The organism is Rhodococcus parequi (assembly GCF_046042785.1).
Taxonomy (GTDB): domain Bacteria; phylum Actinomycetota; class Actinomycetes; order Mycobacteriales; family Mycobacteriaceae; genus Prescottella; species Prescottella parequi.
The window spans coordinates 627,454-641,093 of the sequence record NZ_JBDLNV010000003.1; the positions used below are offsets into that span (position 1 = coordinate 627,454).

Annotated in this window: 6 protein-coding genes; 4 read left to right on the forward strand and 2 right to left on the reverse strand. The window is 66.3% G+C overall.

Annotated features, from left to right (window positions below):
* Window position 1 precedes the first annotated feature (1 nt).
* Window positions 2-2,884, reverse strand: a complete 2,883-nt coding sequence (locus ABEU20_RS11090; RefSeq protein ID WP_420164458.1) for a helicase-related protein — start codon at window positions 2,882-2,884, stop codon at window positions 2-4.
* A gap of 147 nt (window positions 2,885-3,031) precedes the next feature.
* Here ABEU20_RS11090 and ABEU20_RS11095 point away from each other — a divergent pair, with 147 nt between their 5' ends.
* Both ABEU20_RS11095 and ABEU20_RS11100 read left to right on the forward strand, forming a co-directional pair.
* Complete coding sequence (locus tag ABEU20_RS11095) at window positions 3,032-6,436, forward strand: hypothetical protein (protein ID WP_420164459.1); 3,405 nt, start codon at window positions 3,032-3,034, stop codon at window positions 6,434-6,436.
* The gene (locus ABEU20_RS11100) at window positions 6,433-11,364 is read left to right on the forward strand and encodes a DEAD/DEAH box helicase (protein WP_420164460.1); all 4,932 of its coding nucleotides are present in this window, start codon (window positions 6,433-6,435) and stop codon (window positions 11,362-11,364) included. The genes ABEU20_RS11095 and ABEU20_RS11100 overlap by 4 nt, the downstream gene beginning before the upstream one ends.
* Here the strand turns inward: ABEU20_RS11100 and ABEU20_RS11105 are convergent, their stop codons facing one another.
* Window positions 11,365-11,706: a hypothetical protein gene (locus ABEU20_RS11105; RefSeq protein ID WP_420164461.1), complete on the reverse strand. Its 342-nt coding sequence runs from the start codon at window positions 11,704-11,706 to the stop codon at window positions 11,365-11,367.
* A gap of 107 nt (window positions 11,707-11,813) precedes the next feature.
* Between ABEU20_RS11105 and ABEU20_RS11110 the strand changes: the two genes are divergently transcribed.
* Both ABEU20_RS11110 and ABEU20_RS11115 read left to right on the forward strand, forming a co-directional pair.
* Entirely contained in the window at window positions 11,814-13,145 is a 1,332-nt protein-coding gene (locus ABEU20_RS11110) for a hypothetical protein (RefSeq protein ID WP_420164462.1), read from the forward strand.
* Window positions 13,146-13,171: 26 nt separating this feature from the next.
* Entirely contained in the window at window positions 13,172-13,636 is a 465-nt protein-coding gene (locus tag ABEU20_RS11115; RefSeq protein WP_420164463.1) for a hypothetical protein, read from the forward strand.
* Window positions 13,637-13,640: the final 4 nt, after the last annotated feature.

Here is a 13,640-nt window from a genome sequence, read left to right on the forward strand (position 1 = left end):
ACTACTGGTCCTTTCCGGGAACGATCAGCAGCAGCGGACGCACCAACTGCTGGGTGGGGGCGAGGGATTCGGCGAGGCGCTGCTCCTCGGTCACGCGGGAGCTGAGCTTCTCCACCTTGGATCGCTGCGCGGCGAACAGCTCCAGCTGGCTGGTCGCTCCGACACGCCAGCGCTCGGCTCGTGCACGCCAGTGGTCGAGGCGTTCGTTCGCCGTGCTCTCCTGCTTGTCGAGCACCAGCCGCATTGCCTTGGTCGCATGGTCTACCGCAGTCGGTATCAGTCGCCGGTAGCTGTCGGCATCGGGGACAGGGCCGGGATTGGCCGATCCCGGTGTCAAACCGGTGTCCGTGGTGAGGAAGTCGAGATTCCCCAAGGTGGTCACCGAACAGAAATCGGGATTGGCCGGGTTCGGGAACTCGGCCGTGGAGAACACGCGCGAGATCAGCTGCCCGCGCCGGTTCATCAGCGTGCCCATCAGCAGCACCGTCGGCGCGTCCACGTCGCCGCGGATCACGAAGATCTGGTTGCGGCCCAACGCACTCAACGCGCGGTCGCTGGCCCAGTCCAGCACCGGGTGCAACGGACCCAGGAAGTGCGCCTCCGGCCACGTCGTGCCCGCTACGCCCTTGCCCTCCTTGGCTGCGGCGAGCTGCGCGTTGCCGACCTCCGGCGAGGTGGCGAGGGTGAGGCGTTCAAGGACCCGGCCATGCTGCAAGTAGTTCTGCGGCAGTTGTCCGAGCCGCTGGCGCAGGTCCCGCGGCGGCGTCAACTCGGCCACCGCATGGTTGGCGTGGATCGTCCAGCCCACGCCGCCGGCCTCGAGGCTCGCGTGGGGCACGTCGTGGAATGCGGCCTTGAGTGCCTCGTCGAGGAAGGTCAGGTCGTCGGCGTACAGGCTCTGCCGAGGCGCCTGGGGCAGCGCCGCCTCCGGTGCGTCGTCGACGGTCTCGTCGTCCAGGTCGAACTGCGCGAAGAACGCGTCCAGGTCGTCGCCGGCAGCCACCTCGTCGATGTCGCGGATCTCCTCGTCGAGGGTGGACTTGCCGATCAGCACGTCGCGGATCGCGTTCTCCTCGTCGGTCACCGAATGCTTGCCCATCAGGGACGCGACGTCGCCGAGGGTGCCGTGCGCCTGGTTCTCGCGCTCCAACAGACGGGACAGCACCCGCAGGTCGCCGGAGAAGTCCGCGTCGGACGGTTCAAGGATCAGCGACGAGATCACCGGTGGATGCTTCTGCCCGTACCGATCCACGCGGCCGTTGCGCTGCTCGATCCGGATCAGCGACCACGGAATGTCGTAGTGGATAAGGTGATGACACTGCGCGTGCAGGTTCACGCCCTCGGACGCGACATCGCCGGTGACCAGCACCCGGATCGGGGAGGTCTCCAGCTTGAAGCTGTCCACGATCTCCTGCTGCTCCACATCCGACAGGCCGCCGTGCAGCATTGCCACGTTCTCGGCCTTGAGCCCCAATGCCTTCGGCAGGTGCTCGGTGAGCCAGCGCAGCGTCGCGACGCGCTCGGCGAACACCACCGCCCGGGTGGTCGACTTCTTGCCGACACCGATGTCCTGTAGCCGTTGAACCAGCGCGGCCTGCTTGCCGGCCGAGTCACCCAGCGCCTTCGAGTTAAGCTCGTCGAGGGTGGACAGCGCGGCCAGCTCGGCCGCCTGCTCAGGATGGCGCGGATCGAGCTTGCCGCGGCGCTGCTTGATCGACTCGGCGAGCGCGGAGGGGGAGGACAGGAACGCCTTCGCCAGCGTCCAAGGGAACAACGCCTTGGTCTGCCCCGAGTACGGGGACCGCCCCGTCGTCGGATGCAGCCAGGTCTGCGAGAGCTCCTGCGCGACGGCGTCTTCCGCCGGTGACGGCTTGACCAGCAGGTGCACCGGCTCGGCCCGTTCGGCCCAGTCACTGCCCACCTCCGCGGCCACCTCCGGATGGTGCCGGTGCCGGCGGATCAACAGCGAGGCCACGTCCTCCTTGGTGAACGTGCCGTCGGCGGCGACCGCCGTCGGGTCGAGCAGCCGCAGCAGTTCCGCGAACGACTCCTCGCGGCCGTTGTGCGGCGTCGCCGACGCCAGGATCAGCGCCTCGGTGTTCGGGGCGAGGACGCGGGCCAACTCGTTGTTCTGGGTGCCGACGTTGGTGAGGTTGTGCGACTCATCGATCACCACCGCATCCCAGTGCTGCCGCTGCAGGTGCGCCTTGTAACGGGGACTCTTGAGGGTGTCGATCGAGATGATCGCCCGCTTGAAGTAGGTGAACGGATTGCGGGTGGCCGGCAGCTTCTGCCGCACCTTCTGGATGCCCGCCGAATCCAGACGGACGAACGGCAACGCGAACCGGCACCACAACTCGTGCTGCATCTGCTCGAGCACGTGCTTCGGCGTGACGATCAGGATCCGCTCGCCGCGCCCGCGGCGCACCAGTTCCGACAGGATCATGCCGATCTCGAGGGTCTTGCCCAGGCCCACCGCGTCCGCGATCAGGATGCGTGGCCGGATGTGCTGCGGATCCAGCGCTTTCGCGACCGCGGCCCGCTGGTAGCCGAGCGAATCGGCGAGCATCTGCGTCGACACCGTCAGCGTCTGGTCGCCGTACGGGAACGGCGTCTTGCGTAGCAGCGCCTCGAGCCACAGCCGCGAATCGCGGTAGCCGGACGACCCGTCGGCGACCACCTGGGCGTCGCGCGGGTCCAGCACCTCGATCCTGTCGAGGCTCGAATAGAACGTCGCGGTGGTGTCGGCGACCAGCTCCGACAGACCGCGGGCCCGCACCAGCCACCCGTCCGAACCTTGCTCGGCGGACGTGACCAGCCACTCCTCGTCGCGCACCACGACGATCGAGCCGGGGGCGACGTTGAGGTCGACGCTTGTGGTCATGCGGGGCGAACTCCTCGGGGTGAACGGTCGGATCTATCAAAATAGCCGCACGGCCTGGAAGAACAGTTATGCCGGGTTCGCGTTCTCTGTCCGTGTCGTGTGGCACAGTCGATCTGTTGCGGTTTGAACAAGGGGGAACGGTCGGTAGTGGCACAGTCGACGTATCTGAACGATCTCGCGGGAGACGAGAACTTCCGCATTGCGCGGGACCTCGACAAGGTCGATCTGTTCTTCGAAGTGAACCTCGACGAGGACGCCATCAGGCGTGCTCAGGAGCTGTTCGGCCGAGTGGCGACTGCGGAACTCCGCACCGGCACGTACGAGGCGCTGATCAAGAAGTACCCGGCATTGACCCTCGTGACGCTGATCGGACACGCAGGGCTGGCATACGAACAGGGTCGTTTCTGGGACAGCTACTGGGAGGAGCTGGCCCTCGAAGCCGACGACGAGTTCGAGCACGTGCTCCGTCACTCCCTCAACGACCTGCTCCGCAAGTTTCGCCTACGTGAGTTCCCCGAGATCGCGGCGAGCAACTACATCCGGTTGATGGCCATGCACGCCGGAATCCCGGTGTACTGCCTGGGGGACCTCGTAGAGGTCATCGAGGAGCACGTGCAGCACGGACGGGACACCACCGGCGCTGCGGTTCTCGAATGGCTCACCGAGCCAGGGATGATCTATCGGCTGAATCGCCTCGACGTGCCGGTCCGCAATTTCCTGCAGCTCGCCGGAGAGATCGCCGTCGACATCCTTGACCGGATCATCGAATTCCTACTCTTCACAGTCGAGCACTCGGACGTGTGGAACGACCTTGCCCTCGACACGTCGACGACCGGCCTTCCGACATTGCTACTCGAAGGACTCATCGAGCGGCTGCGTGAACGCCCCTTCGGTCAGGCAGCCGTCGCGGTTCCGAAGGTCGCGCGCCGGCGCAAGCCGGCTGTCTCCTATTCCGTCGAAGACGACCAAGTGATGGTGGGCGTCCCGTACCCCACCGAATCCCCGGAATCGCCGTGGAAGGTGTCGATCGCCGGAACCACTCGCGAGATCTACGCCGAGAGGGGTTGGGGTGTTGACGACGGAGCCGAACACCCGCACACCCCGATTGCGGTCACCGCGCCGGCGCGCGAAGTACTGATGGTCCACGACGCGTCGGGCGAGAACTTCCGCATCCCAGTCGTCGACTCGGCGGACCCCCTCCTGCTGTTCACCGAGAATGGCCGGCTGATTCAGCGACACACGGCGCTGCCGCGCGGACTTGTGCTGGCCGTCTACCCAAAGGACGGCACGGTCGCCGACGCCGTCAGCGGCGAATCCATCGAGTTCGAGGAAGAAGCCCGGACCCCTTCCGGCTGGAAGGGCTGGCACGCCCAGTTCCTGGACCTCGCAGGCCACAACTCGATCCTGTTTCGCCGGGCCGGCCGACCGGACGGCGCGATTCGCGGGGTGCGGTCGGTGGGGTCGCCGCGGTTCGAGCCAGGCGAACCCGTGCCTGGCCTCCGGACTCCCAATGGGCTTCCCGTCTACGCTGAGCGTCCCGATAGCGTGCTGCCGCCGCACATCGGTTCCGAACCCGAGACATGGCGGGTCCGCGTTCGCCGGGCCGGCGACCGCAGCTGGTTGGCCGATACCGAATGGGACTCCGACACCGAAGAGGCGTACCTCGACCCGTTCGCCGGCGTCCCCGCCGGGCTGCTGGGCTCATACGAAATCTGGGTCAGCGGTGCCATGGGCTCCGACCAGCGGCACTCGATGTTCCTGGCCGAAGGCATCGAAGTCGACCACGGTGTCGAGTTCCGTCGACCCACCACCAGCGGCCTCGAAGAGAGCGTCACTGGGATTACCTGCAGCGCACCGCTGTCCGTCGACCGCGAGTGTGTCGCGTTCGCCTCGGACGAACGCGACAGCCACGTCCGGGTGAGCGCCGGAGGCCACGGCTACAAGCTGGTCGTCACCCCACCGCACTTCGAGGCCCGGGTGGACGTGCTCGGCGCGCCGGCGCAGTGGCGAACGTCCGTGCAGGTGCTCGCGCCGGCCGATCTCGAGGCGCACGCCGTCGTGGCCGCACGCATCCCCGGGGACGTCAAGGTGAGCCTCGCACTCGTCGACGACACCGGCACGACCGTCCAGGACGAGTACCCGGATACGCCCGCCGACAACGTCTTCCAGCTGTCCACACGAACGTTCGTCGACACCGCCCGCCGGATCGGCGCCTGCCGACTGGTGGCGCTCGTCGACGACCACACCGGCACCCACAGCATCACCATCGCGCACATTCGGCCGTCGCGGCTCTGCGAGGACGCGCACCTCGACGGCGGCGACCTCGTGTTCACCGGCCTCGCCGACGAAGACGACCTGGCAGCGTGGGTGTGGGCGGCGACCGCCCCATGGCGGCCGGTGAAGCGGCTCGACATCCGTGGCGACCGCGCGTCGCTTCCGGACACGCTGCGCGACGCCGGTGAGCTGATCGTGCAGGTCTTCGTCGACGATCCCTGGGTCACCATCACGCGGCCCAGCGCGCCGGACAAGGCGGCACTGCGCGTCGCGCAGGCGGGATGGGTGCGGGACGAGAATCCGGCCCTCGACGACCTTGCGCGTTTCCTCTCCGGGCACGGAGGTGCGCCGCTGGTCGCGGAAGCCGCGCCCGGGGCATGGTCGGCTTTGTCGCTGATGGATCCCGGTGCAATGGACTCGGATACCGAGCGCGTCCGTGGTGGACTTATCCGGATCCTCGGGCGGAATCCGCGGGCGGCGCTGGAAGCCCTGGGTAGCAGCACGATCCCCCTGGACGAGAAGATGGCGCTGCTGATCCGCACACAGATCGTCAACCTGCCGTACTCCGCCAGTGAGACGCTCAACGACCTGCACCCGGACCCGTGGGTGGGCTGCATGGTCGAAATCTCGGACCTGCCGTCACTCAACGCACGCCGCGCCAGGGTCGCGAGCGAACGAGCCGAGACACTGGCCTATCTCGAGAACCAGGGTGGCGGCGCGCTGATGGGCCTACTTCGCGACGGACGGCTGCAAGATCCCCTCTCCGGGATGTTCGACAGGGGCGTCCTCGCGTTGGATGCGATGGAACCCGAACAGACCGAGGCACTATTCGAGGCCGTCCACCTCGTGCCCGGTGCGCTACTCGACGTCGATACCCGAACCAGTGCTGTGGCCGACGCCTTCCACCGGCGTTCCGCCTGGAGCCAGGATGCGGCGTGTGCGGAACTCTCGGGGCACGTCGGACGCACTCTGCGTCAGGTCAAGGCCGTCGCGCCGGCCCTCTACGACTTCATCCAGGCCCGCAACGAGGCTCTGCACGGCGTGGACGTCGTCGAACACCCGTGGATGCTGCTGTCGATGCAGTCGCTCACCCTCGCGGCGGTGGCCCGGCTGGACGCACGCGGCGAATTCGAGTACTCGCCGATGACCGCGGACATGCGTACCGCGTGGGCGCGAATGGCCGAGTACTTCCCGGCAATGGTGGCCACCGACTTGCTCATCGCCGACGCAGTCGCTTCCTATCTCGCTCACGATGACCTGATCGGAGAACCCGCATGACCGACCGCCTGGATCCGCTCGCCGCCGGCGCCAGCATCGAAGCCAGCTACAAGCGGTACCTCAAGACGCTTTTGGCGCCCCGGGATCCGCAGCTGGCCGCCGCGTTCGACGCCGCCATCGACGAGTCGACTCTGCTCACCAAGGGGCCGATGCTCGAGTTGACCCCGCCGTACGCGCCCGGTGCCTCGCTGGGCGAACTCGTCGATACCGGGGTGCTGCACCCGGACTTCCGGCTCCTGGACAGCGACGCGTTGCCGATGGGGCGCCCGCTCTACCGCCACCAGGAACGTGCGATCCGGAAGGTGGTGTCCGGGCGCAACCTCGTCGTCAGTACCGGCACCGGCTCCGGCAAGACCGAGAGCTTCCTCCTGCCGATCCTCAACTCGCTCATCGGAGAGCGCGCCAACGGCACGCTCGGGCCGGGTGTGCGGGCGCTGCTGCTGTACCCGATGAACGCGCTGGCCAACGACCAGCTCAAGCGTCTCCGGACGCTGCTGGCCGGGATGCCGGACATCACCTTCGGCCGGTACACCGGTGAGACGCTGGAAGCGGCCGACGCCGCTGAATCGACGTACAGGTCCATGAACCCGGGCCAGGAGCGGCCGCCGAACGAGCTGCTCAGTCGGCAGGAGATGCGGGCCAAGCCCCCGCACATCCTGCTGACCAACTACGCCATGCTCGAGTACCTCCTACTGCGGCCCGCCGACCTCGACCTGTTCGACGGTGAGCACGCCGGAACCTGGAAATTCATCGCCCTCGACGAAGCGCACGTCTACGACGGTGCTCAGGGCTCCGAGGTCGCGCTTCTTCTCCGCCGCCTCCGAGAGCGCGTCGCCCAGGGGCGCCAGCTGCAGTGCATCGCTACCTCCGCGTCGTTGACCGGTCGCACTCCGGAGTCCCAGGGCCAGGAAGCAGTCACGTTCGCGCACCACCTGTTCGATGTACCGTTCGACTACATCGACGGCGAGGACGACATGCAGGACCTCGTCACCGCGACGCGGCAGGAGTGGCGTGAGCCGCCCACATGGACGCTCGACGACGACGAACTCGTCGCGTTGGCCGACGACGATGCGGACCTGAGCGTGCTCGGCCCGCGCAGCGCCAGCGGCGAATGGGCTGACTCTCTGCACGCGGAGAATACGATTGCCAATCTGAAATCGATCCTGGCTCGCGGGCCCGTCGACATCCGAGAACTAGAGAAGCAGCTGTGGCCCGGCGACGCAGACGCGGGAGACAAGCTGGAAGCCCTTGTAGCGCTCGGTTCCAAGGTGCGTGACGGCAGCGGCAATCCGGTGCTGTCGGCGCGTTACCACATGTTCGTGCGGGCGACCGAGGGTTCGTACGTGTCGTTCGCCGATGCCGGACCGAAGGTCCTGCTCGGACGGCACGAGGTGGATCCGGAAACGAACCGTGCCGTCTTCGAGTTCGGAACCTGCCAGCGGTGCGGTGCGGTGCATCTGGCAGGTGACGTCGCCCGGCAGCAGGGGCGTGAGTACTTCCGTCCCGCCAAGAACGAAAGCTCGGTGCGCTGGTTGGTTATCACTGACGCGGAGGAGCAGGGGCTGGTCGACGAGGACGAGATCACGCTGTCGGACGACGCCGACTCTGTGGCCTCGACCGGCGTCCGACACCTGTGCGCAGGGTGCGGTGCCCTCGGCGCGGGTAGCTGTCTGTTGGGGGAGTGCCCCGGTGGCCCCGTCCTCCGGGTACGTGAGCACGCCCAGGCGTCGCGAGTGATGAGCAAGTGCACCGAATGCGGTGCCCGCGCCCGGCAGGTGGTGCGCCGGCTGCGTACCGATGTCAACGCGGCCCCGGCCGTCATCACCACCGCGCTGTACCAGCATTTGCCGCCGGCAGCGGACGACACCGTCGAGGAGGTGGGCGAGGGTCGGAAGCTCTTGATGTTCTCCGACTCCCGGCAGGCCGCCGCGTTCGCGGCCCCGTACCTCGACAAGACGTACGGCCGGATGCTCGAGCGTCGCTACCTGACCGAGGCCCTCACCGACCCCAAGTACAGCGATGACAACCTGTCCGCGAAAGACCTGGCGGCGCTGGCGATGGAGCGGGCCAAGCAGGCGCAGTACTTCCCGGAGGACGCCACGCGCCTTGAGACCGAACGCGTCGTGAACCCGTGGGTCATGGCCGAACTGATGGCGATGGACCAGCGGCAATCCCTCGAGGGGCTCGGTCTGATGCGGGTTTCGATGCTCCGCACTCGGAAGACGGAGCCGCCGCGCGGACTACTCGGGCTCGGGCTCAGCGAGGACGAGAGCTGGGCGCTGCTCGAGGAACTCCTCAAGACCGTGCGACTGCAGGGCGCCATGACGCTGCTCCCCGAGGTCGACATCAAGCAGGAGATTTTCGAACCGCGCAACGCGAAGATCCGGATTCGCTCGATGGGTTCCGATCAGAAGAGGCGCATCATCAGTTGGCTGCCCGGCGGGCGTCCCAGTACCACCAATAACCGCATCCTCCTGGTGCGGAAGGTCCTCGCTGCACTCGGATCCGATTTCGATGCCGCGAAGCTGCTTGGCGGATGCTGGAAGTTCCTCCTCGACTCCGGATACGTGACGCTGGTTGCCGACAAGTTCGCCGGCGACGTGTACCAGGTGGACCACGCGAAGCTGCGGATGCGGTCCGGCGCCGACAGCACGTGGTACCAGTGTTCGTCGTGCCGCCGGCTGAACGTCAACAACGTGCGCGACGTGTGCCCCCACGGCCCGTGCGACGGAACGCTGCAGACCTACGAGGTGCCGGCCGTCGCGGACGACACCAACCATTACCGGAGTATGTACCGGACCATGAACCCGGTGCCGCTGTCCGCCCAGGAACACACGGCACAGTGGGAAGCGAAGGCTGCGGCCAAGATTCAGAAGGACTTCATCGATGGCAAGGTGAACGTGCTCTCGTGCTCGACCACCTTCGAGCTGGGCGTCGACGTCGGCGACCTGCAGTCGGTGGTGCTGCGGAATATGCCGCCCAAGACGGCGAACTACGTTCAGCGAGCCGGTCGAGCGGGTCGCCGCGCTGCATCGGCGGCGCTGGTGCTCACCTATGCGAAGCGCAGTTCACACGACCTGTCGAAGTACCAGAACCCGGAGTCGATGATCGCGGGAGAGATGCGCATCCCGTGGATCCCCATCGACAACGAACGCATCGGCCGGCGGCACGCGCACTCGGTGGCGCTCGCCGCCTACTTCCGGCACCGGTTCGAGGCTGACAGCATGATCTGGAAGCACGCCGGCACCTTCTTCTCCCCAGAAACGGAAGGGCAAGATTCGCCTGCAGCGCAAGTCCGCACGTTCCTCACCCCGGTTCCAGATCGGGTGAACAGTGCCGTCCGTGAGGTCCTTCCTCCGGAGGTGGCCGACGCCATCGGAGTCCACGACGGGAGCTGGGTCGACCGACTGTGCGACCTGCTGTCCATCGCGGAGCAGGACATGCGCAATGACCTCGATACCTTCCGCAACCTCATCGAGGAGGCGAAGGAGAAGAACCAGCTTGCCTTCGGCGGGCGGCTGCAGAAGACATTGAAGACGATCGAGGAGCGGCAGCTGCTCGGCTACCTCGCGAACAAGAACATCTTGCCGAAATACGGATTCCCGGTCGACACGGTGGAGCTACGTACCTCGCACTGCGAAGGCGACATCGGTGCTCGTCTGGAGCTGTCGCGGGACCTCTCTCAGGCCATCTACGACTACGCGCCCGGCAACCAGGTGGTGGCCGGTGGCAAGCTGTGGACGTCACGCGGCCTGCACAAGCTGCCGAAACGGGAACTCGAGGAACTCAAGTACCGGGTGTGCAGGAACTGCGAACAGTTCCAGTGCGCCCGTGAACTCGACGTCTCCGAACGCTGCCCCAGCTGCGACGAGGAGTTCGGGAAGATCAGAACCTTCGTCATTCCGGAGTTCGGATTCGTCGCCGATCGCAAGGTCGAGGACGTCAAACCCGAACCTCCCGAACGTAAGTGGGGTGGTGCCACCTATGTGGAGAACGTTGGGGACGTCACCGAGACGTTCGAATGGCAGTCCACCGGCGGTATCCCGGTTCAGGCTCGTGCCGGGACGCGGGCGCGGATGGCCGTCATCGCGGACGGCGGCGGGGCCGGCTTCCACCTATGCGGGTGGTGTGGCTGGGCGGAAGCGTCGGACGGTAAACCGTCGAAGCGGTCGCACAAGCGTCCGGTGACCGACCAGCCTTGCGAAGGCAAGACCTACGTCGTCTCTCTCGCCCACCGCTACGAGACGGACGTCGCCGAGTTCACGTTCGCGGATCTGTCGTACGACAAGGACTCCGAATCGCGCTGGCTGTCAGTTCTCTACGCACTCCTGGAAGGCGCGTCGGAGGCACTTGAGATCAGTCGCGACGACATCGACGGCACCCTGTCGTGGAGCAAGGACGGCAAGCGGAGCATCGTCCTGTTCGACACCGTCCCCGCGGGCGCCGGTGCGGCGAAGAAGATCGCGGAGAACCTCGAACGGGTCATCCAGTTCGCTGTCGACCGCGTCGGCCGATGTGACTGCGGCGAGGAAACCTCCTGCTACGGATGCCTACGCTCGTACCGAAACGACCGGTACCACGATCGACTCTCCCGGGCGGGAGCCCTCGCGATCTTCGAGAAGCTGAAGATCGAAGGGGTGCGGGCGGCGGTCGATGGACCATGGGGCGAAACCCTCACCCACACATCGCCGTCGGTGGTCGAGCTGCTGCTGGCGTTGTCGATCCGTGGAGTGCCGAAGCCGTCGATCGGGATCGACATCGGCCGGTACTACTGGCCTGCCGAGGCGGCATGGGAGGACCAGCGGATCGTCCTCGTCGAAGGCGAGGATCCGGACCGGGACAAGGGGCTCGGTGCCGACGGCTACAAGGTGTACCGAGTGGAGGACGCCGACATCGATCAGCTCGCCGGCGTGCTCGGGGCCGGCTGATCACTCACCGAGGAGGCGGTCGGCCAGTTCGTCGTAGATCGGAGACGCCTCGGCTGTTGTCGGGTCCGTGGTAGCGGTACCTGGCAACGCCGAGGCGTCGACGGCGCCGAGGGCGGGGAAGGCATCGTAGATGACCTCGATGAGCTGCTTCGCCATCGCGATGTCGATCTGAATGGACTGGCTGCTCTTCGGCTTCGATCTCCGGTAGTCCGAACCGAATGTTGTCAGGTGGAGCAGGGTGTCGCCGTTCTCGTCGGCGACCGTATCGAAGAAGCAATCGACGAGAGTGTCATGCGGGCGAATCGATTGCGTGCCCTTGCTGATCGAGCGAATGCGTGCCATGGGCCGGATCCTATCCGGGACAACAATGCCGCTCGCTCGACGACGTCAAGGTCAACGCGCGAGGCGACAACAGGATTCAGTAAACAGTGTCAGAAGGATTGGGCATCATGTCTTTCGTGAACGAAAGTGACAACGACGACCGCGGCGTACCGCAGACCCCGACCGGAGAGTTGGAGGGCGGTTCGCGGACGGGCGACCTCGCGGTCGCAGTGAGTTCGGACGGTGTGCTCGTGTCCGGTGATCCGGAGCAGGTGTCGACGTATGTCGACAGGCTGCGTGACGCCGCGGCGGGGGCGGTCAGCGTCGCCGGCGTGGATCGGCGGTCACTCGCAGACATGGGGGCGGCTGTTGCCGCTGTGTCGGCTGTCGCGGCCCAGTCCGGGGAATTCGTCCGACTCTCACCGAGCAGTATGGATCTGCTTCGGCAATACAACATCCTGCCCGGGTCCGACGGCTTCAACCTGATGACGGTGGTCGACGAGAGCGGGATCTTCCGCGGACAGCTTCGCTGGCAGAGCGTTGCGCTCGAACCCACCCAGCTGCTGGGGATGCAGATGGCCATGGCGACCGTTGCGCTCAGAACCGCCATAGCCTCGGTGGAGCAAGCCGTCGAGCAGGTGCAGGGCAGCGTGGACACGATCCTTGCCCTCGCCGAGGCCTCGCGAGCAGGAGACGTGCTCGGGCATTACAACTCCCTGGAACACATCGTCGCGACACTCGAGGAATCCGGCTCGCTTCCATCGGCCGACTGGGACTCGGTTGCGGGCCTCGGTCCGCAGCTGGAAGTTGGTGTCGAGCGCCTGCGCAACCATGTCAAACGGACGATCGACGGGTTCGACGGCAGCCAGTCGGTGCAGGATCGGGCCGCCCACATCGGCAGGGCTGTCAAGGACGATCGACTCGGCGAGACGCTCAACTTGCTTGTGGTTGCGGAGGAGTCGCTCTATCTGTGGCAGCGTCTCCGGATAGAGCGGGTCCGGCGGACAGAACCCGAGCACCTCGAGACGGTTGTCGAGTCGGCTCGGGCTGTCCTTGCACAACATGTCGAACGAGACGGCGAGCTACTCGCGCATGCTCGCGCCGAACTTGCCGCCTACGCCGCGCTCAAGCCACTCGAGGTGCTGCGCTGGATGTCGGCGTCGAACGTCAAGCGCGACATGGTGCGGCTGCGGGACGACCTCGAGGAGTTCGCGGTCGCACGGCGTGCTCAGGTGACCGAATGGGTCGAGCACGAGGACCCCACCATCGAGGACGCCCTGACCGAGCTCGGCAATCGGGCGAAGGCCGTGGGCGCGATCGTCGCCGACGTGTCCAAGGCGATCGGGGGGAAGGCATTCGACGCGGGCGCGGCCGGCATCGGATTGGTCGGCGATCAGATGCAGAAGACTGTAGGAGTGCGCCTCGGTTGGGGTCGGCGGAACTCCGGCGAGGATACGTAGACGCGGTCCAAGCTATTCTCTCGCCTGTGTCGTCCAAGATCGATCTCTCCGCCGTCTCTCGTGAATCCGTGCTCGACGCGGTCGCTGAGTTCGACTCGCTCGGTCAGGAGGAGTTTCTCCGGCGTCGAGGGTTCAAGGCGGCGAAGAACTATCGCTTGGTGCACGGTGGGCGGTTCTACGATTCGAAGGCGATCGTCGGGGTGGCACACGGGTACGCAACAGGAGATTTCGTCGATAGCACCGGGTTTTCCGGCGGACTCGCCACAGTCGCGGGATGTCTGTCGGAGCTGGGATTCGTCGTCGACCACGGAGCCAAGAACGCCAGCGGGGGTCTGCTGTGGGAACTCGAAACCAACACTCCCGTGTTCACCGGCAACGGGAAAGCGCCGCTTACAAGTACGTCGTCCTGCTTTGGGCGGTGGTGCGAGAGGGGCGTTCACCCAATCCGGTGTCGTTCTCGACCGTTCGGAAGGAACTGGCTGACTACATAGCTCC

Bases quoted from the DNA above. Each gene is read 5' to 3' on its own strand.
- ABEU20_RS11110 (WP_420164462.1), top strand. From the start codon at position 11,814: ATGTCTTTCGTGAACGAAAGTGACAACGACGACCGCGGCGTACCGCAG.
- ABEU20_RS11090 (WP_420164458.1), bottom strand. From the start codon at position 2,884: ATGACCACAAGCGTCGACCTCAACGTCGCCCCCGGCTCGATCGTCGTG.
- ABEU20_RS11105 (WP_420164461.1), bottom strand. From the start codon at position 11,706: ATGGCACGCATTCGCTCGATCAGCAAGGGCACGCAATCGATTCGCCCG.
- ABEU20_RS11100 (WP_420164460.1), top strand. From the start codon at position 6,433: ATGACCGACCGCCTGGATCCGCTCGCCGCCGGCGCCAGCATCGAAGCC.